At 41.4% G+C, this 18,984-nt stretch carries 19 protein-coding genes and 1 riboswitch; of the genes, 7 read left to right on the top strand and 12 right to left on the bottom strand.

All coding sequences use genetic code 11. The annotated features are described in order from the left end of the window. Window positions 1–147: 147 nt before the first annotated feature. Window positions 148–1,539, top strand: coding sequence for an L-cystine transporter (locus tag J6836_RS09435; protein WP_219248773.1), 1,392 nt, complete (start codon window positions 148–150; stop codon window positions 1,537–1,539). A 247-nt stretch (window positions 1,540–1,786) separates the two neighbouring features. Beyond that, entirely contained in the window at window positions 1,787–2,173 is a 387-nt protein-coding gene (locus J6836_RS09440) for a YkgJ family cysteine cluster protein (RefSeq protein ID WP_219248775.1), read from the top strand. Window positions 2,174–2,268: 95 nt separating this feature from the next. Here J6836_RS09440 and J6836_RS09445 read toward each other — a convergent pair whose 3' ends face one another. Further along, window positions 2,269–3,273, bottom strand: coding sequence for a luciferase-like monooxygenase (locus tag J6836_RS09445; protein ID WP_219248777.1), 1,005 nt, complete (start codon window positions 3,271–3,273; stop codon window positions 2,269–2,271). A gap of 275 nt (window positions 3,274–3,548) precedes the next feature. Here J6836_RS09445 and J6836_RS09450 point away from each other — a divergent pair, with 275 nt between their 5' ends. Both J6836_RS09450 and J6836_RS09455 read left to right on the top strand, forming a co-directional pair. Then, window positions 3,549–3,866 (top strand): hypothetical protein, encoded by a 318-nt coding sequence (locus J6836_RS09450; protein ID WP_219248778.1) that lies wholly within the window; start codon window positions 3,549–3,551, stop codon window positions 3,864–3,866. A gap of 293 nt (window positions 3,867–4,159) precedes the next feature. Beyond that, complete coding sequence (locus tag J6836_RS09455) at window positions 4,160–4,348, top strand: YegP family protein (protein ID WP_219248780.1); 189 nt, start codon at window positions 4,160–4,162, stop codon at window positions 4,346–4,348. 57 nt (window positions 4,349–4,405) lie between these two features. Here the strand turns inward: J6836_RS09455 and J6836_RS09460 are convergent, their stop codons facing one another. Together J6836_RS09460 and J6836_RS09465 are read right to left on the bottom strand one after the other, a co-directional pair. Beyond that, window positions 4,406–4,723: an AzlD domain-containing protein gene (locus J6836_RS09460; RefSeq protein WP_219248782.1), complete on the bottom strand. Its 318-nt coding sequence runs from the start codon at window positions 4,721–4,723 to the stop codon at window positions 4,406–4,408. Window positions 4,724–4,725: 2 nt separating this feature from the next. Then, window positions 4,726–5,394 (bottom strand): AzlC family ABC transporter permease, encoded by a 669-nt coding sequence (locus J6836_RS09465; protein WP_219248784.1) that lies wholly within the window; start codon window positions 5,392–5,394, stop codon window positions 4,726–4,728. A gap of 81 nt (window positions 5,395–5,475) precedes the next feature. Between J6836_RS09465 and J6836_RS09470 the strand changes: the two genes are divergently transcribed. Together J6836_RS09470 and J6836_RS09475 are read left to right on the top strand one after the other, a co-directional pair. After that, window positions 5,476–6,036, top strand: a complete 561-nt coding sequence (locus tag J6836_RS09470) for a helix-turn-helix domain-containing protein (protein WP_219248786.1) — start codon at window positions 5,476–5,478, stop codon at window positions 6,034–6,036. 67 nt (window positions 6,037–6,103) lie between these two features. Further along, window positions 6,104–6,280, top strand: coding sequence for a DUF2526 family protein (locus J6836_RS09475; RefSeq protein ID WP_219248788.1), 177 nt, complete (start codon window positions 6,104–6,106; stop codon window positions 6,278–6,280). Between the two features lie 60 nt (window positions 6,281–6,340). Here the strand turns inward: J6836_RS09475 and J6836_RS09480 are convergent, their stop codons facing one another. The 8 genes from J6836_RS09480 to dalD form a co-directional block, all read right to left on the bottom strand. Further along, window positions 6,341–7,462: a hypothetical protein gene (locus J6836_RS09480; protein WP_219248790.1), complete on the bottom strand. Its 1,122-nt coding sequence runs from the start codon at window positions 7,460–7,462 to the stop codon at window positions 6,341–6,343. Window positions 7,463–7,561: 99 nt separating this feature from the next. After that, entirely contained in the window at window positions 7,562–8,227 is a 666-nt protein-coding gene (locus tag J6836_RS09485) for a hypothetical protein (protein ID WP_219248792.1), read from the bottom strand. A gap of 227 nt (window positions 8,228–8,454) precedes the next feature. Then, window positions 8,455–9,639 (bottom strand): amidohydrolase, encoded by a 1,185-nt coding sequence (locus tag J6836_RS09490; protein WP_219248794.1) that lies wholly within the window; start codon window positions 9,637–9,639, stop codon window positions 8,455–8,457. Window positions 9,640–9,690: 51 nt separating this feature from the next. After that, on the bottom strand, window positions 9,691–10,926 hold the full coding sequence (locus J6836_RS09495; protein WP_219248796.1) for a Zn-dependent hydrolase: 1,236 nt from the start codon (window positions 10,924–10,926) through the stop codon (window positions 9,691–9,693). A 6-nt stretch (window positions 10,927–10,932) separates the two neighbouring features. Further along, window positions 10,933–12,156, bottom strand: a complete 1,224-nt coding sequence (locus J6836_RS09500) for a hypothetical protein (RefSeq protein WP_219248798.1) — start codon at window positions 12,154–12,156, stop codon at window positions 10,933–10,935. Between the two features lie 611 nt (window positions 12,157–12,767). Next, window positions 12,768–14,057, bottom strand: coding sequence for an MFS transporter (locus J6836_RS09505; protein ID WP_219248800.1), 1,290 nt, complete (start codon window positions 14,055–14,057; stop codon window positions 12,768–12,770). 91 nt (window positions 14,058–14,148) lie between these two features. Continuing rightward, window positions 14,149–15,615 (bottom strand): xylulokinase, encoded by a 1,467-nt coding sequence (gene xylB, locus J6836_RS09510; RefSeq protein WP_219248802.1) that lies wholly within the window; start codon window positions 15,613–15,615, stop codon window positions 14,149–14,151. 11 nt (window positions 15,616–15,626) lie between these two features. Beyond that, entirely contained in the window at window positions 15,627–17,015 is a 1,389-nt protein-coding gene (gene dalD / locus J6836_RS09515) for a D-arabinitol 4-dehydrogenase (RefSeq protein WP_219248805.1), read from the bottom strand. Window positions 17,016–17,191: 176 nt separating this feature from the next. Here dalD and J6836_RS09520 point away from each other — a divergent pair, with 176 nt between their 5' ends. Further along, window positions 17,192–18,142: a sugar-binding transcriptional regulator gene (locus tag J6836_RS09520; RefSeq protein ID WP_219248807.1), complete on the top strand. Its 951-nt coding sequence runs from the start codon at window positions 17,192–17,194 to the stop codon at window positions 18,140–18,142. A gap of 51 nt (window positions 18,143–18,193) precedes the next feature. Here the strand turns inward: J6836_RS09520 and crcB are convergent, their stop codons facing one another. Next, window positions 18,194–18,574: a fluoride efflux transporter CrcB gene (gene crcB, locus J6836_RS09525; RefSeq protein ID WP_206083973.1), complete on the bottom strand. Its 381-nt coding sequence runs from the start codon at window positions 18,572–18,574 to the stop codon at window positions 18,194–18,196. Window positions 18,575–18,751: 177 nt separating this feature from the next. Next, window positions 18,752–18,823, bottom strand: a riboswitch (Fluoride riboswitch). Between the last annotated feature and the right edge of the window lie 161 nt (window positions 18,824–18,984).

An 18,984-nucleotide genomic window follows, 5' to 3' on the forward strand; every position in this document is an offset into this window, starting at 1 on the left:
AATACTACCTTATTACTATTTAGTATAAGAAATGTATTTTCTCTATTGATAACATATAACCAGTTGTTAGAAGCAACGAAATCCTTATAACCATTAAGGATTAAAGGGCTAGTCACATACCTTATAAAAAACGATTTGGAGTTCGGAATGAATATTCCTCTAATTATTAATGTGCTCGGTTTTGTAGCACTACTGATACTGTTAGCAAAACTGGGAGCGAAAGGCTGGAGTCTGTCTAAAAAAGTGTTAGTCGGTCTAGTCTTTGGTGTTGCTTATGGTGTTGTACTACACCTAGTTTACGGTAGTGGTCACCAAACGGTAAAAGACTCCATTCTTTGGTTTAATATTGTTGGTAATGGTTATGTGCAGCTATTACAAATGGTGATTATGCCATTGGTATTCGCGTCTATTTTGAGTGCGGTTGCAAGACTGCATAAAGCCTCCTCTCTTGGCAAAATTAGTTTCCTAACGATTGGAACGCTACTGTTAACAACCGCAATTGCTGCTTTAGTGGGTATTTTAATTGCTAACCTGTTTGGCTTAACGGCTGAAGGCTTAGTACAAGGGCAATCAGAAACTGCCCGTCTGAGTGCTATTGAAACTAATTATATTGGTAAAGTTTCTGACTTAACCGTACCACAATTGATCCTGTCGTTTATTCCCAAAAATCCATTTGCGGATTTAACTGGTGCGAACCCAACATCAATCATTAGTGTGGTTATTTTTGCGGCCTTCTTAGGGGTAGCTGCATTACAGCTGTTTAAAGATGATAAAGAACGCGGTGAAAAAGCCTTAGCTGCGATTGATGTTATGCAAGCTTGGGCGATGAAATTAGTTCGCTTAGTCATGCGTTTAACCCCTTATGGTGTGATGGCGCTGATGATCAAAGTAGTCGCAAGCTCGAATCTTCACGATATCATTAACTTAGGTACGTTCGTTATTGCCTCTTACGTGGCACTGGGCATCATGTTTATTGTCCACGGTATTTTTATTGCAACAACGGGCTTAAACCCAATTAAATTCTTTAAGAAAGCGGGACCAGTACTCACATTCGCCTTTACTAGCCGCTCGAGCGCTGCAAGTATTCCGCTGAATATTGAAACGCAAACACGCCGTTTTGGTGTTCCAGAATCCATTGCCAGTTTCTCCGCCTCATTTGGCGCGACGATTGGCCAAAACGGTTGTGCGGGTATTTACCCAGCCATGTTGGCAGTCATGGTTGCTCCAACAATGGGAATCAACCCGTTTGATCCACTGTGGATTGCAACGTTAGTCGGTATTGTCACTGTGAGTTCAGCAGGTGTTGCTGGCGTCGGTGGTGGTGCAACATTTGCGGCGTTAATCGTCCTGCCTGCGATGGGCTTACCAGTAACCTTAGTTGCTCTGTTGATTTCAGTTGAACCATTAATCGATATGGGCCGTACTGCCCTGAACGTTAGCGGTTCAATGACAGCAGGTACAGTGACTAGCCAACTGATGGGTGAAACAGATAAAACAGTGTTTAATCAAGACGATGATACTGAATTAAAACACGTTTAACTGCTCGCTTGTATTGATTCAAAGACCTGCCATTTAGGCAGGTTTTTTTATTGCTAAAAATTGCCGTTTAATTTCATTAAAATCAAACATACGTATAAAAGATAGTTTTTTCTGCTAGACACTATTGCAATTTACTGGATTTACATAAGATAATAAAATTTGAGCAACGTTTTCTTGAGCTTCCTGCTTGTGTTGCGTCAACCCGTATTCTACGGGGATATTATCAACATCAATATCTGGTTTTGTTATGTCAAATATTCATATTCTAAAAACCGATCCTTCAGATAACCCTTGTGTAAGCTGCGGTGCTTGTTGCGCCTATTTTCGTGTCTCTTTTTATTGGGCAGAGGCTGAAAGTGGCGGCGGCGTTGTGCCACAACATTTAACCGAGCAAATTACCCCTTTTATGAGTTGTATGCATGGCACCAATCAAAAGCAAAACACGCGCTGTAGCGCGCTACAAGGCACGATAGGGGAATGTGTATCTTGCTCCATTTACGCACAAAGGCCAACGCCTTGTCGTGAGTTTGAGCAATCTTGGCAAGATGGTATCTATAATGAGGCGTGTGACCGAGCGCGTGCTGCTCATGGGTTACCACCGCTAGAACCACACCACCCGCAAATCGCTTGCTAACCCGTCAATGACCCAGATTTTTTCTGGGTTATCTCTTTTCTTATTTATTAAATCAAATGCTTGCTTCCCTGCAAAATATCGCCCTTCCAAATAGCCTAACTCAATTCATTCATAACTTGCATCGCCAGTTCAAATGAGTACAAACGAGATTGATGATCAAAAATTTGCCCATTAACCATAATTTCATCGGCTTGTGTTTGACGCAAAATGGTTTCTAGCCCATGACGGACTTTCGATTTATCCCCCACTAATGACATGCCAAGTGCTTGTTGGACGCCGTATTCCTCTGCAGGAGACCAAATATCGGCCATACTTTCAACTGGCGGTGGTAATTGGGAGGTCTGCCCACGACGTAGCATCACAAAGGCTTGTTGCATTGAGGTAAATAAAAATTCAGCTTCACGCTGCGTATCCGCTGCAATGATATTAATACATACCATCGCATAAGGCTTAGCGAGTCTTTTCGATGGCTGGAAGTTGCTGCGATAAACCTCTAGCGCTTGCAATAATAAATCTGGTGCAAAATGGGAAGCAAACGCAAAAGGTAAGCCTAATTTTGCCGCAAGGGTTGCACTATAAAGGCTTGAACCTAATAACCAAACAGGGATTTTTTCACCAAACCCAGGAACAGGACGTACGGCGGGGTCTGGATTAGTCGCATCAAACCAATTAACTATTTGGGCAATATCTTGCGGGAAATTGTCGATATCGGTGTTCATGTGGCGGCGTAGTGCCTGCATGGTTTGCTGGTTACTTCCCGGTGCTCGCCCTATCCCTAAGTCAATACGTTCAGGATAAAGTGTATTGAGCGTACCGAACTGCTCTGCAATCACTAATGGTGAATGGTTCGGCAGCATCACGCCACCAGAGCCTAATCGCAGAGACTCTGTATTTGCCGCCAAATACCCAATGAGTACCGATGTCGCTGCGCTAGCGATCCCTGTCATATTGTGGTGCTCAGCAAGCCAATAACGGTGATAACCTAGCTTTTCAGCCAATTTAGCAAGGTCAAGAGAATGGGAAAAAGCCTCTTTTGCCGTTGACCCTTGGGTGATCGGAGCAAGATCGAGCAAAGAAAGAAGGATTTTTTTATCTGACATACATGCTCACTTTGTTAGGATTGTGATGATATTGAAGCTAACTTACCATCCTAGTCTATTGTGTCCTTGGCCTCCACAATTGAAACTCGCATTAGCACAACTGGAATAAAAATGTAAATTTCAGTCTACTAACTCACTGTTTTCACTAAATTATGAATTAAGCATGAACAAAAAGTGCAGTAATTATGAAGCTTCAGTCAAGGGAGGTAAAAGCGATTGAGCCACAAAAACTTTTCGTGAATGATGGCTTCATCAACCATACAGAGGAAATCGAAATGAAAAAATTAAATGCGGGTTTATTTGCTTTAGCGTTAATGTCAGTCGGATTTGCAGCAACTGCAGCCAATATTGGCAATGGTGGAAATAATCACATGCAGCGCCCGCATATGGGCAATCACCATAATATGGTGTATAGCGTAGCTGAACAGACCACAACACCGAATGAAACAGTGAAAAAACTGGCGAACAGTGCCCCTAAAATTGAAGATGGCAAACGCTATGTTGTGAAAGTCACTGTAATGGAAGTCCCTGACTTTTCTAATATGAATAACATACCAATGCCAAAACCTGTTAACGCACCCGCAGCGCAATAGAAAGGAATATTGATTAACCTTGTTGATGATATCGGTAAAACCTTTTTTATTGATAAGCATAACCAAATAGCTTAATCAATAAGATACAGATATCCTAAAAGGACAATAAAGAGTTCTATATATCCTACGATTGCCTCTGTTTAGCAGGGGCTTTTTTTTGTAGTTTCTCCTAAATGCCTGTTCCTCACTAGTAATAATACCTAACAGCAGCTAATCTTATTTTAAGTAGAACATTTTTTCTGCTTATTTCCTTATTAGATATTTAGTTTTCCATTTAAACGCAGGAGCTTATCATGGGCTATTATGAATTGAAAAAATCCACGAAAGATGTGGCTCAGCCTTATTACTTTGTATTAAAAGCGGCTAATCATGAAATTATTGCTACCAGTGAGATGTATGCTTCTAAACAATCTGCGCTAAAAGGTATCGCTTCAGTACAAAAAAATGGCCCTACAGAAACCATTAAAGACCTCACAGTGTAATTCTTTTGCCCCTATCAACCAATAGGGGCAATTTTTATTAGATTAACCACACTTCTATTACATTAATCGTAACAGTGCAGTGACAACAGCAGCAGATAACACAATTAAAATAAATGGTTTTTTATACCAAGTCAGCATTCCTGCCACCAAAACACCAATGATCTTCGGCCAATCTGAAAATGACTCCCCAGAAAATAAGGTAGAGGTCACCGCAACCGAAAATAAAATCACAATCGCAGCAGCGGAAAATAGGGCTTTACTATTTTCTGAAAGCACTACGCGGCCTTTCAGCAAAGCTCCTGATGCTCGCATAAGATATGTTCCAACAGCTAATATCATGATGCCGCTGAAGATTAACCACGGATTCTCCATCATGATTATTTCCTTATATAAATAACTAAGCTTAATAATGCTAATAAAACAGGGATCCCAGCAGCTAAATAAGGGGTTGTTGCAACCGCAATTACCGAGCCAATAATGGCGGTTATTCTCAAACGCTTATCTTTTAGTGCTGGCAGCGAAAGGGCTAAAATAATCGCAGGGAACATCGCATCCATACCAAATACGTGGGTATCATTCACAAAACTGCCCAGCACTTCGCCGATAATTACCCCGAGTGGCCAACAAAGTAAAATACCAATACCACACAACCAGAAAGCCGCACGCTTCTCTTTTTCTGTTTCTTGCGCAAGGCCAAAAACCACACTTTCATCATTCATAATGTGATATCCCAAAAGCGCTTTTGCCCCTTTGCCGGTTAAATCCCCGACAGCAAAACTAAACGGAATATGGCGTGAATTAACCAGCAAGCCCGCTAGCGCAGCGGAAATAGGGCTTCCCCCTGTAAAGATCACGCCGATAAAGAGAAACTCAGATGCCCCCGCAAGCACGAGTATTGATAGTGTCAAAGGCACCCAGAAATTAAAGCCCTGAGAATGAGCGAGCGCACCGTATGAAATCCCCACAATTAAGTCAGCAAGACACACCAGAGCAATATTTTTCACTGTGCTATTATTAAGCGTGGAATTTAAGGTAGACGTTAGCATTCCTAAACCGTTCGATATATAATACGTTTGTTCATTATGGCGATCGCTACTGTAAAATGCAATCTATATAGGATATGAAAATTGAATTTACCTGCCCCCCCTATTGACCTTATTTCAAAAGCACTCGCTCGCGAACGGCAAAAAAGTGGGTTATCACTCTCTGAATTATCACGCAAAGCCGGTATTGCTAAATCAACGCTATCCCAACTGGAGTCAGGCAGCGGAAACCCGAGCATTGAAACGCTGTGGGCACTTTGTGTTGCGTTAGATATTCCTTTTGCGCGCTTAATTGAAGAAAAACAAGAGACCGTAACGGTGATCCGCCACGGTGAAGCCGTTCCAGTCAGCGCTGAACACGCCAATTATTTAGCCTTTTTATTGTCTTCCGCCCCTGATGATTCTCGTCGGGATATCTATACTGTCATTGCACAACCAGGGCGTGATCGTATTTCAGAACCACATATGCACGGTGTTAGTGAGCATATCATTATCACTGCAGGTAGAGCCTTAGTGGGCCCAGTAGATAACCCTGTTGAGTTAGCGGTTGGGGATTATATTCACTACCCCGGTGATGAACCGCATATTATGCGAGCATTAGAGCCCGACACCATGGCAGTGATGATCATCGATAAACAGAACTAATAGCATAACCACTTAATGATATTTTGCGTTATCATTGCACCAATATAAACACATTGGAGTTGTGACTATGTCCCACTATGATGAAATTGCTCAAAAAGTGGATTTACTGCTTGATGAAAATTCCGTTCACAATATGAATGAAATGCTTATGCAGCTTTCCCATGATACAGAACTCAATCAAGAGCAACGCTTTGAACAACAACAACGCTTAAGAGATGCTATTTTTGTGCATCACAACTCATAAAAAATCACATCCTACCCAAATAGGATGTGAACAAATTATAAAATACATACGTAGCCACGGCTAAAATTGGCCTGATTTTTCCGTACATGTTCCTACGCCGCCTTTAAACACACAAGTTTCACTTGTCCAAGTTCCACTGTATGTCATGACCGCCATAGTTTCTTCTTGTAGGAATCTATTCATATTTTCGAGTATAGAATCAAAAAATTGGTCATTTTCTTCAGATTGACGTTTATTTTCAGGTTGAAAGCCTGGCTCTAGTTCTGCTCGTTTTTCGTCAAGCATTGTGACGAGATTACGCTCTTTTTCTCTCGACTTAACGAACGAGTCACATCCTTTATTACTCTGTTCTAAAATCGGTTTTAATACTAATTCATACTGTTCAAAAAGAGAATTTAATGCTTTTTCCTTTTTTTCAATAACTGCGTTACGCTTTTCATCATACTGTAAATTAATAGAAAACACTTTTTCATCATACTGTCCAAATATAGAATTTAATTCATTTTTACGCCGACTATAAATCGGTTCCAATTCATTTTCACGTCGTTCAAAAAAAGAATTAAAAATTTCATCACTATATGTTGAAATCGTCACGTACTCTTTTTCGTACTTTTCATAAATTGGATTTAATTCATTTTCATATTTTTCATAAATAGAATCCAGAACACTTTCATATTGTTCAAAAACAAATCTGATTTCTTCTTCATTCTGCTTGGAAATACACTCTTCTTTTATCATATATTCATTCAAAATAAAATGAAGCTGTTGATTATACGTCTTTTGAGCAACATCGAAGTCTTTATTTAATATCTGATGGAATTGCAGTTCTTCTAATAATCGGTAAAATGGCATTTCTGCCTTAGATGTAGCATCATAATATAAATTAGCATTATCGTAATCAAAGTGTTCAAGTTTATATTTTAGCTCATCAACATGTTTTATATAGGATCTATCATATATATACTCGAAAATAGCATTTTCTTTTATTTTGTTCTGATAGAACACAATGTCTTTTAAGACTATCTTTTTATTTTCCGCTGAGTAACCAAACAATGATTCATCAATACTTTCGATTATATCGCTATCAGGCAGAAGCCCGACATACTGAAAAATGATGGATTCTATATTTTCTTTAGCGCCCTCTATGTCTTTATCTGATAAAATGTCTGTTATTTTTTCCATTTCAATCTATTCCTTTATATAAATAATAATACACATTATAATTGAGGGTTACAAAATGATTTCACTATTTTTTATTCTCATTTTTCAAAGCTAAAACCATTAATAAAATATGTGTTTTCCAGAATGATAAATAGGATGCACCAATTTATTTTTATCAACATAATTAATTGTCGCTTCCCATTCACCACTAACATCTATGAAAGTATAAAAATCACCAAATTGAAATGAAACCATCGCATCTCTTAACGAATTAAAATCTTGAGGTATATTTAATGAAATACTATGATAGATATCAAGTTCAAGTTGGTAATTTACCTTTTTAACATTTTTAATGTCCTTATCATCCCTTTTATAAAAATCATTATAAATAACATCACGCACCTCAATAGAATATTCTTGAAGACTTTCTTTTAGTAATTCATCATACGTTTTTCCTTTATGCCCCTCTGCTATTTTCTTATCTATTTTAGCTATTTTTTCTATTAGGTTTTTTTTCCGTTCATAATAAGGATATAAATCTTCCAAATATTTATAAACCGGTTTATTCGCCCTTTCGCCATAATCATAGTAAACAGCAGGATCATCTAAGTCGATTTCTTCAAATTCATTTTTTAGCTTTATTAGTTCCTCATTCCCATATTTTTCATCAAAATTATCTAGTTCACGCCGATAATAATCCCTTTCTTTTTTATTAGACTCATATTTAGTTTCACGAATTTTTTGTACTAAATTTTCATCAATTATACTTCCTTGTTTAAAAGACATTTTTAACTCCTTATAGTGTCTTAGTAAAGGCCTTGTCAATAAAAGAATTTTTCAAAATAATCCTTTTATAAATCACATAATTAAATTTGATAATAAAAGTTTAGGGGGCTAATTTTTTCTTAGCCTCCTAAATTTAGATTTTCATGATTAAATTAAAATAAAGACTACTCTAATATAATTTTAATTCAAAGCTTCTTTAGCTATAGATAGTCCTAAAAACTTAACGGTTAGAAATCCGTTTGTTGCAAATACGCCCATGCATATTGTGCGTGCAATTCAGCACCTGTGACCATCGTGTCTTCATCAATATTAAAACAACCGTGATGATGCGCCCATTGGGTGTCTTTTTCTGCATTTCCTGTACCTAACAACGCGAAACAACCCGGAATATTTTCAATATAAAAACTAAAATCTTCCCCGCCCGGTGTTGGCCTTTCAGTGATCAATGATTGCTCACCAAACGCTTCAGAAATAATGGATTGCGCTAATAAGGCACTGCGCTCTTCATTAATTACTGGCAACGTTCCATAGGTATAGTCGACCTGTGCGGTAGCACCATAAATTGCGGCAGTATGTTCAGCATAGCGGCGAATTGCAGCTTCAATACGGTCTCGAGTCGCAATATCAAAACAACGTACCGTACCGTCCAATACTGCATTTTCCGCAATCACATTAAAACGCGTACCGACATCCATTTTACCAATTGTCACAACCGCAGAATCTAATGAAGATGTTTCGCGGGAAACAATCGCTTGTAAATTCATCACAAAAGATGATGCAACAACCGCTGCATCAATGGTGGCTTCTGGCATAGAACCATGACCACCGCGGCCTTTGAACGTGACTTTTAATAAATCCGCTGAGGCAAAACTGCCACCTACATTGCAAGACACTTTCCCTGAAGGTGTTGTTGTCCAAATGTGCATACCAAATACGTTATCGACGTTTTCAATGGCACCTTGCTTGATCATCGCCAGCGCGCCTTGTGCAATCTCTTCTGCTGGTTGGAAAATCAAACGGACATTGCCCGCAAGTTGGTCTTTGACCTCAACCAGTGCTTTCGCTGCAGTTAATAACATCGCCGTATGGGCATCATGACCACAGGCATGCATTTTGCCTTCAATCGTTGATTTATATTCTAAAGAATCATTCAGTTCCAATACTGGCAACGCATCAATATCCGCACGTACTGCAACTGTTCTGCCCGGTTTTCCACCTTTAATTTCAGCAATTAGCCCCGTCGGTTCCGTCAGGCGATATTCGATGCCTATTTTGTCTAGTTCTTCAGCGATGCGCTGCGTTGTACGCACTTCTTCAAATGGCAATTCAGGGTGAGCGTGTAGATCACGACGAAAAGCAATCATCTCTGGTGTATGTTTTTTGATTGCAGCTGTAATAATTGAACTGATCATTTTTCTACCTTTACCCTTTTCAATACTGTACTTTGGTGTTTTTCTTGATTATTAACATTCAATGAGTGACTTCACGGTGGCAAACATCACATCAACGCCACGTGCAATTTGCACGTAATCTGTCCATTCATCAGGGTGATGGCTAAGCCCATTGCGACTAGGTACAAAAATCAATCCAGTCTGGGTTACCCCCGCAAAAATCATCGTGTCGTGCCCCGCACCACTCACCATGGTTCTAAATTTTAAATTTTGCTCATTTGCATGCTGTTGCATTGTACTAATAATTTCATTGTTCAATTCAGTTGGCTGCACATAAAGCGGCTGAATAATATCGCTACCAATACCTGCTGACTCACTGGTTTTTTCTGTCAGTTCGATGATTTGTTTAATCACTTTGCGCAAAGCAACATCATTTTTCGAACGAATATCGACGCTAAATATGACTTCACTTGGGATAACATTCGCGCCATTTGGCAGAACATTAAGCCGCCCAACCGTTGCAACCGTGTTGTCCCCCGCGGCTTTTGCCAGCGCGGGGATTTGGCTGATAATCAGGCTAGCACACACTAATGCATCCGCACGCATATCCATCGGCGTTGTGCCTGCATGGCCCGCTTTGCCTGTCAGCTTAACTTCTAACTGGCTAATGCCGACGATGGTTTCGACAATGCCCACATCTTCGCCAGCCTGCTCAAGCACAGGGCCCTGTTCGATATGCAGCTCAAGAAATGCTTTAACGTTTTTCGGGTCTAATACCGCATCCGCCGCTTTATCTGCATTAAAACCCGCAGCTGCCATACGTTCTGCGGCGCTAACACCTTGCCTATCTTTCAGTTGATAGAGCTCTTTCGTGCCGATTAACCCCGTGATCACACTAGATGCCATCAAACCACGACCAAAACTGGTGCCTTCTTCTTCCACTAAGGCAATCACTTCAAGTGGGTATTTTGGCGTTAAGTTTTGTTCGCGAATACGCGCAACTACATCGAGCCCTGCCACTATTCCCGCGGGGCCATCAAATGCCCCACCATGAGGTACTGAATCAAAATGCGAACCGACTATCACCGCGGGCAAATCTGCTTGCTGACCTTCTAGGCGACCATAAATATTACCAATCGCATCTTCACGAACCTGTAAACCAAGTTCTGTCATTTGCTGTTTTAAATATTGGCGTGCCTGTTTATCTTGCTCGCTATAGCTCATACGTGTTGTGCCTTGGCCTGGCGTCGCGGTGTACTCTGCCAACTGTTCTAAATGACGTTGAATTCGAGATGTACTTGTTTCCATAATTATTTACCCTGCAACTGGAACAATGTAAGCGACCATAATACCCGCTAAGACAACGGACACCATGGTGACGGAAATAAAGCCACCGACTAACATTGGCCCTAACATATGGCTAGTTAAAATTTGACGCTCTTTTTCGTCTTTTGTTAGTGCGTTAATCGCTTCGTTAGTAATGATGTAATCCGCTGGGAAGCCATACAGTGCAGTTAATGCCACTGCAAAAGCCATCTCTTTAGTGACACCCAACATTTTGCCAACAACCCATGACGCAAGGTACATCCCAATAACGGCGGCACTAATTAACACTACCATTGGGTAGACAAGGCGCAATAACATATCTGGTGTTGCATGGTTTAAGGTATCAAAGATAAATAACATCAATGCCATGATAGCAAAACCAAACCCATTGGCTTTTTGCAGAGGTTGCCTTTCTAAGAAACCTAATGAAGATGCAATAACCCCAAATAATAAGCACAGAACAAATGGGCTGATATTCACGTAAGGTGCAGCATAAGATGAGGCTAAGTAGGCCAAATACCCTACTGCCGCCAAACGTAAAAATTTGAAGTAGCTCGTGTTATAGTGACTAGGAATTTTTTTAAACATACGCGGCATTTCGTCTTCCGATACCACAGTTTTCACTTCGACCTCTTTGGCACCCTCAACAGAAAGCGTTTCTTCCCACTGCCCACTACGGTATTTTTCCAGTACACGGCGCCCTTCTTTTTTCAGCATCACTGCCGTTAATGGATAACCCGCAAACCCTTGCATAACATAAATTAATATCGCAAAAACGGAGAGATCGACCAGCCCTGCTTCCGCAGCGCCTTTTGACATAATTAAGGAAGAAACAATCCCGCCCACTAATGGAGGAACAGCAACTAATACGGTATTCATATCAAATAATGTTATACCGATAATAAAGGTGAGCAGAATAATGCCTAAAATACCCGCCAATGAAATAAGGATGGTTTTCCATTGACGTAATAATTCTTTCAGGGACAACAAGGTGCCCATATTGGTAATTAATAAATACATTAGGGAAACAGCAACGACCTGTGGAATACCGGCAATGCTGACAATATCTTTCGGAAAGATTGTCCAATACCCTAGCAAAAATAATACCGCACACACAAAGACGGATGGGATCCATGCTTTGGTTCGTACCGCTATCGCATCCCCGATATATAATATTCCGACTATCAAAAACAGAGCTAACATCTGCGACATAACTTTTTCCCCGCGTATATCTTTTTATTTACTTATATTTTTAGTATTAGAAGCCATTAATATTAGTTAATTACTAATTTACAGCCTATTTATGGATGATAAATCATCAATATAAAGAGCATTTCGCTGCAAACATACAAAATTGCAACAAAATTCATCATAACATTGAAAATACAGATGTATAGATAACTGAACAGGATTAAATCAGGCAGGAATACAGGCAGTAAATTTATTGAGTAGTGAATTATTACACCGAAAAGCATTTAAACATCAGTATTCGTTTATTAATAAATCAATTAAACGATAGATAATGTCATTATAAACTTAATTAATAATCAAATTCACTTTAGCTTATTTTTTAATCTCTAAAATTATATTCTATCGCTAAGCAAACAAATTTCAATAATTCACGCAAGTTACAGCAGAAATACCTGATAAATATGACTAATATTTATATTTAAATAAAATATTCTACTTAATTTTATTATTGACTAATTTACCTACAATTCAGATGAATAAAGGTGGATAGCCCTTTATCCTTGTATAGAATTATTGACAGTAAAATAAAAAACCCATAAATCACGATTTATGGGTTTGATACAAAAATAGCTTTAGTTATTGGTTTGCTGCTGTGCAATTACCTTAGTTGGTTTAATTTTGCGGTTATTTTCAAAGCCAGGTTGAGGAACTTTTATAAAGAACGTCAGAATTCCTGCAAAGATATACAACCCAGTGTATGCCCACACAACCCCGACAATATCGAAGAAAGGCAGCACCAAGCTGGCAATCGCTGGAGCAGCAAAGTTACTTAAACCTGCAGATAAGTTGTAAATCGAAACTGCGGCACCTTTATGGTGTGGCTCAATACTTGGGAATACCGCCGTCATTGGTACAAAGGCCGCAACAAAAATACCCAGTAAAATGGCAGGGATCAGGGCAATCGCAAAATTATGCCCGAAATAAACCGGTAAGTAGTAAAACAGTAGGCTAGAAACTGCCATCCCCAAACAACCAAACCATCTGACTTGGCGGATCCAACCAATGTGTTCCCCAACAATGCCCCAAAAGATATTGGTAAAAATGGTCACAAAGAAGAACACCGCCCAAATTTGTAGCCACTCAGAAATAGTAAAGCCTAAGCGGTCAACAAATAGCAATGGCATGATAATCGCAAAACCAAATAACGAAATAGTATTGATAATGCGGATCAAGCTCGCCATAAAGATATCTTTATTAGTAAACAGAATTGTCGCCGCACGGGATAACTCCGCCATTTTGTCTTTCATTGGCAAATCAACTTTCGAGCGGTCAACAGGAATATTACGCAAACTAAAGTAAGCAATCATACCGCCGATGGCGACCCAGCCGATTGCCATCCAGAGTGTGCCTGTTTCCCCCATCATTGGGATTGAGAAACTTGGCAAATAGCTGCCGATGACACCAATTCCCACCGAATACATCGCCCAGAACCAGCCTGTAGCCGCCGCAAGGTGAGCACGGGGAATAACCTGTACCAACATCATCATAAAGGAATAAATAAACAACGGATAAGCTAGCCCACGAATACCATAAAACAGCAACATCATACTGTAGCTTTTCATGCCTAATCCGAAAGCCATAAATAATGCGTGCATGACAATCCATAAAACAAAGCCGATCATCATGGCTTTTAAAGGTGTGATAATTTCAGCAACCACACCCGACGCCCAAGCTGCCACCGCAGCCATCAAGCCATAAACTGTGAATACCATTGCGGACTGTGTTGGTGTAAAACCTAAGTCAGTAATATGTTTCGATAAAAAAGCCATTTCAAAGCCATCACCGCTCATAAAAATAGCGATAGCGATAAAACCCCAGAACAAATGCTTAGGTAAACCAAGCCAATACTGCTGTTGTTCCATTGCAGTTTCCTCATTTTATGTTGTTATTTTAATCAGTTGCGAAGAAAGAACGGTAAAGGAGGTAGGTAGGGAATACCTCCTTTTCGGCCGATTACGGCATAAGCTCTCTTGCTTGTTTTTGTTGCTGGTACAATAAACGGAATACATCAAGCCGTTGATTGAGAACTTGTTGATTAATCACTTGAGGCAAATAGGTGTTAAGAATGTCTGGTTTTTGACATACCTTATCCACTTCGCCTCCATCGGCAAGCCATGCAAGGCGTGCCGCACCTAATGCTCCTGAAGAACTTGCTGGGTGTGTGACGATAGGCACATTAATCACATCGGCAATTAATTGCGCCCAAATTGGGCTGCGAGCACCGCCCCCCGTGAGGCTACAGCGTGGCATTATTGTGCCCGTTTGCTGTAGCACATTCATACCATCTGCTAAAGCAAAAGTAACACCTTCAATCACTGCGTAACCCAGCTCCGCTCGGGTTGTTTCATTGCGCAGCGCAAAAAAGGAACCTGTCGCATAAGGGTCATTGTGTGGTGTTCTTTCCCCTGAAAGATAAGGTAAAAATATCGGCGCGCGTTTTTTCTGCTCATCCGTTAATTGACCTACTTCGTCCATCAGTTGGTTTTCTGTCGTTGACAATAGCTGGCAAACCCAGCGCAAACAGTTTGCCGCACTCAGCATCACGCTCATTTGGTGCCAACGGTTTGGCAAGGCATGGGCAAAGGCGTGAACACCATGTTGAGGGTCCGCTTGTAGCTGGTTATTCACCACAAAAATCACCCCTGAAGTACCAAGGGAAATCAGTGCATCGCCTTCATTAATGGCTCCGACACCTACCGCAGAAGCCGCATTATCACCACCGCCACCGGCAATAATCACGTCTGCACTCAGCCCCCAATGAGAGGCTAAATCAGCACGCAACACACCACTTTTTTCAGCGCCCTCTACTAAAAGTGGCATTTGTTCACGAGTTAAATTTGTGGCTGCTAATAATTCATCAGACCAATCACGTTTAGCGACATCAAGCCACAGTGTGCCAGACGCATCTGACATTTCACTGACAAATTGACCTGTCATCTTCCAACGCAAGTAGTCTTTCGGTAACAATACTTTGCCAATTTCGCGGAAAATCTGTGGCTCATGTTGCGCAACCCACAAGAGTTTCGGCGCCGTAAAACCAGGCATCACCAAGTTTGCCCCAACGGTCAGGAATTCTGGGTACTGCTCCATCAGCCATTCGCACTCTTTAGCGCTACGAGTGTCATTCCACAAAATGCAATCACGCAGCACCTTGTTTTGCTTATCCAATAAAACAGCGCCGTGCATTTGCCCTGATAGGCCAATCCCTTTGACTGCGGCCCACGCTTCTGGCGCTTTTTGTTTTAAGGTTGCGACTACTGCATTTGTGGCTTCCCACCAGCTATCTGGGGATTGCTCAGCCCACTGAGGGTGTGGTCGCTGTACCGTTAGTGCCATATGGCTGGACGCAACAATTTCCCCTTGCCTGTCAATCAAAACAGCCTTTAGCTCAGAAGTGCCAAGGTCAATTCCAAGGTACATTGCCTTTCTCCTTACAGCGATTGCTGCGGTGATTTCAGCCAAGTTTCGATACTGGCAACGGTTTTGCTCATAAGTTCATGAAATTCAGGTGAATGCGCAAGGGAGCCAAATAACATCTCGCTCGAGACAAATTGTGTTAATGCATCCGCGGAATTCATCATTTTTTGATAATATTCGCCATCTAATACACCATCTTGGTATTCATAAGGTAGCTCACCTTTTGCCCAGCGTTGCAAGTAAACAAAAAAGAGCGCGGGCAATACCGCCGTTGCCGCTGGCGCTTGATTACGCTGGTAACATTCTTGCAGTGTCGGTGTAATGAACCCAGGGATTTTTGATAAACCATCAGCCGCAACACGTTGATTGGTATCTTTAATGTAAGGATTGCTAAAACGATCGAGTACCACATCGCGGTACTGTTCTAAATCCAGCGGGCTTGGTGATAACGAGGGGATCACATCTTGTGTGACGTAATTCCACGCCATTTGTTTGATTGGCAATTCTCGCGTGCTGTCGTCGATAAAACTCAAGCCGATTAACGTCCCTGCCCAAGCAATACAACTGTGACTTGCATTCAGGATACGAATTTTGGCTTCTTCCCACGGCAGTACCGACTCCACCATCTCAACATCGACATTTTCTAATGCAGGGCGTCCATTAATGAAATCATCTTCAATAACCCATTGAATGAAAGCTTCCCCCATTACAGGTGCTTTATCGTCCCAGCCAGTGTGTTCTTTCACGCGTTCTGCTACATCAGGAGTTGGACGAGGCGTTATTCTATCCACCATGGTATTTGGTGAGCGAGTATGGTCTTTCACCCATTGGTATAGCTCATCTTCGCCTTTTAATTGTAAAAACGATAAGAAACCATGGCGAAAACGTTCGCCGTTATGACGCAAGTTATCACAGTTTAATAAGGTGACTGGTTCACCATGGGCAGCAAGTCGCGCACGTAAGATTTCAGTCAATGCACCGTAAATTGTGGTCATTTTCCCAGATAAATCCGCTTTGATATCTGGTTGTTGGGTATCTAGCTCATGTTGAGGTGTCAGATAATAGCCTGCCTCAGTGACGGTAAAAGCAATTACGCGAGTGGCTTTATCACGGCCTTGTTCAACAAGTTGGCTTAAATTTTCATCCCAGTGCAAGATTTTGCGCACTGACGTGATTTTTTCGTAGTGACGCTCACCTTCTGGCGAAACCGTTTCAAGGGTATATTCGCCATTTTGCTTCGCTAAGTTATCAAGCAATGCATTCGCATCATTGCGAATATTACCGAGCGCAATAGACCAACTGTCATCCCCCTGCGCAATTAAACGGTGTAAATACCAAGCTTGATGAGCACGATGGAACGACCCTGCACCAATGTGCATCCATACGGATTTCTGCTTTAGCATTGTGACTCCTTAACTTAAAATAAATATTTGCCATTTTCATGGGCATATGCCCGTTTGTTATATTTTAGTTTCAATCGAACAAGAATTACTGCGATAATGGTCACAGTAATGACTTTTGCCCTTTTAATAAGCAATTGCCCAGAATTACAATGATGGAAAAAGGCAGGAGACCGTCCATGCAGAAAGAATTAAAAAAAATGGAACAAGCCGCGAGAGCCGCGTGGCTGTATTTTGTGGCAGGTAAAACGCAGCAAGAAATTGCGCAGGAATTAGGGCTATCACGCCAAGTCGCTCAGCGATTGATCTCTTTAGCCAAAGAGCGAGGTATGGTGCATGTACAAATCACCCACCCGGTCACTGAGTGCTTGCGACTCGCCAACGAGATACAGCAAAAATACAATCTCACCCATTGTTATGTTGTGCCTTCGGGGCAGCTTGATACGAATGCCACGCTGGATATGATCGCCGTTGCGGGCGCAGAATTGATGGAACAGCTAATTGAGCAGGATAAACCCCAAGTTATAGGTATCGGTTCAGGAAGAACATTACGCAGTATTATTGATGCACTGCCTTACCTTGAGATGCCGCAGCACCAATGTGTCTCATTAATTGGTGCAATTGCCCGTGATAGCTCTGCGACACGCTATGATATCCCCTTACGTTTTGCAGAAAAACTGCAATGTCGCCATTATATCCTCCCCGCACCATTGTACGCGGATAGCCCTGAAGACAAAGCCATGTGGTGTCAACACCGCGTCTATAAAGAGGTCACTGAAAAAGGTTTAAATGCCGATATCACCTTTATTGGGATTGGCGAAGTGGGAAAAAATTGCCCATTAAATTCAGAAGGGTTTGTCACCGATGAGCAACTTGAAATGCTGCTGGATAAAGGTGTCGCAGGAGAGCTCCTCGGCCACTTTATTAAAGCCAACGGTGAACGCTTAGCCACCAGCTTAGATGAAACCCACACGAGTGTGCCGCTATTTTCCCCACCAAATCACCCTGTGATTGCATTTGCAGGGGGAGCGCATAAAACTCAGGCAATTCAAGCCGTACTCAACGGCGGTTGGGTAACGGGTTTAGTCACCGATGAAGCCACTGCTCAACAATTATTAGCGAATAATTAACCCCAATATCCAAGCGGCAATAATGTCGCTTGGATATTTTATTACTCAAACTTACCCCTGTGCCAGCCAGTTATGACAGAGCATACCGAGTAAGGTAAAGATCAATGCGCCAATCACGTGGATAGCAATAGTGCTAATCGCAAAGCCCAATTTCCCTTCTTGGATGAGCACTAACACTTCTAATGAGAAAGTCGAAAAGGTGGTAAAAGCACCGCAAAAACCCGTCACAATAAATAACTTATACGCAGGGCTGATGTTAGCGCTGGCAAAGTAGGAAATGGCAAAGCCAATGACAAAGCCACCAACAAGGTTAACCGCAACAGTACCAAGGGGAATATTCGGATAGAGGTGATTCATTTTCAGGCTAACAAACCATCTCAGCCAACCACCGAGAACAGAACCAATCGCAATTGCAAATAAAGAGGCGTACATAGAAACTTCCCATAAAACGTTAGGCGGGATAAATGAACGGAAAGTCTCCCTATTATACTCTAAATAATTCGAGTTACATGTAGGCGACAAGCGAAGTAACTTAAAGTATGGCGAGTATCGGTCATTTATGCCCTAAATTCAGGGCACATAAACCTACGTACCCCGTCGAATGAACAGGTTAACGTAGGCATCATTAGCCCAACAGGGCGGTTTCTTAACAGCAGGAGGAATGCCATCTCCCTAAATAATCACCTTAAAATAATAAGGCAACTCATTAGGAGATGTAAACCTATTTTATAACATGCGAGATCCATCCCCTAAATAGTTCAAATTGCAGCTAGGCGTCAAACGAAGGTACCCTTAGGAGCATACACAAGTATGTGACTAAGGTAACTGAGTGCAGACAACAA

This window comes from Providencia sp. R33 (assembly GCF_019343475.1).
GTDB lineage: Bacteria > Pseudomonadota > Gammaproteobacteria > Enterobacterales > Enterobacteriaceae > Providencia.

Coding starts and splice junctions, on each gene's coding strand:
- J6836_RS09435 (WP_219248773.1), top strand. CDS start 148: ATGAATATTCCTCTAATTATTAATGTGCTCGGTTTTGTAGCACTACTG.
- J6836_RS09440 (WP_219248775.1), top strand. CDS start 1,787: ATGTCAAATATTCATATTCTAAAAACCGATCCTTCAGATAACCCTTGT.
- J6836_RS09445 (WP_219248777.1), bottom strand. CDS start 3,273: ATGTCAGATAAAAAAATCCTTCTTTCTTTGCTCGATCTTGCTCCGATC.
- J6836_RS09450 (WP_219248778.1), top strand. CDS start 3,549: ATGAAAAAATTAAATGCGGGTTTATTTGCTTTAGCGTTAATGTCAGTC.
- J6836_RS09455 (WP_219248780.1), top strand. CDS start 4,160: ATGGGCTATTATGAATTGAAAAAATCCACGAAAGATGTGGCTCAGCCT.
- J6836_RS09460 (WP_219248782.1), bottom strand. CDS start 4,723: ATGATGGAGAATCCGTGGTTAATCTTCAGCGGCATCATGATATTAGCT.
- J6836_RS09465 (WP_219248784.1), bottom strand. CDS start 5,394: ATGCTAACGTCTACCTTAAATTCCACGCTTAATAATAGCACAGTGAAA.
- J6836_RS09475 (WP_219248788.1), top strand. CDS start 6,104: ATGTCCCACTATGATGAAATTGCTCAAAAAGTGGATTTACTGCTTGAT.
- J6836_RS09480 (WP_219248790.1), bottom strand. CDS start 7,462: ATGGAAAAAATAACAGACATTTTATCAGATAAAGACATAGAGGGCGCT.
- J6836_RS09485 (WP_219248792.1), bottom strand. CDS start 8,227: ATGTCTTTTAAACAAGGAAGTATAATTGATGAAAATTTAGTACAAAAA.
- J6836_RS09490 (WP_219248794.1), bottom strand. CDS start 9,639: ATGATCAGTTCAATTATTACAGCTGCAATCAAAAAACATACACCAGAG.
- J6836_RS09495 (WP_219248796.1), bottom strand. CDS start 10,926: ATGGAAACAAGTACATCTCGAATTCAACGTCATTTAGAACAGTTGGCA.
- J6836_RS09500 (WP_219248798.1), bottom strand. CDS start 12,156: ATGTCGCAGATGTTAGCTCTGTTTTTGATAGTCGGAATATTATATATC.
- J6836_RS09505 (WP_219248800.1), bottom strand. CDS start 14,057: ATGGAACAACAGCAGTATTGGCTTGGTTTACCTAAGCATTTGTTCTGG.
- xylB (WP_219248802.1), bottom strand. CDS start 15,615: ATGTACCTTGGAATTGACCTTGGCACTTCTGAGCTAAAGGCTGTTTTG.
- dalD (WP_219248805.1), bottom strand. CDS start 17,015: ATGCTAAAGCAGAAATCCGTATGGATGCACATTGGTGCAGGGTCGTTC.
- J6836_RS09520 (WP_219248807.1), top strand. CDS start 17,192: ATGCAGAAAGAATTAAAAAAAATGGAACAAGCCGCGAGAGCCGCGTGG.
- crcB (WP_206083973.1), bottom strand. CDS start 18,574: ATGTACGCCTCTTTATTTGCAATTGCGATTGGTTCTGTTCTCGGTGGT.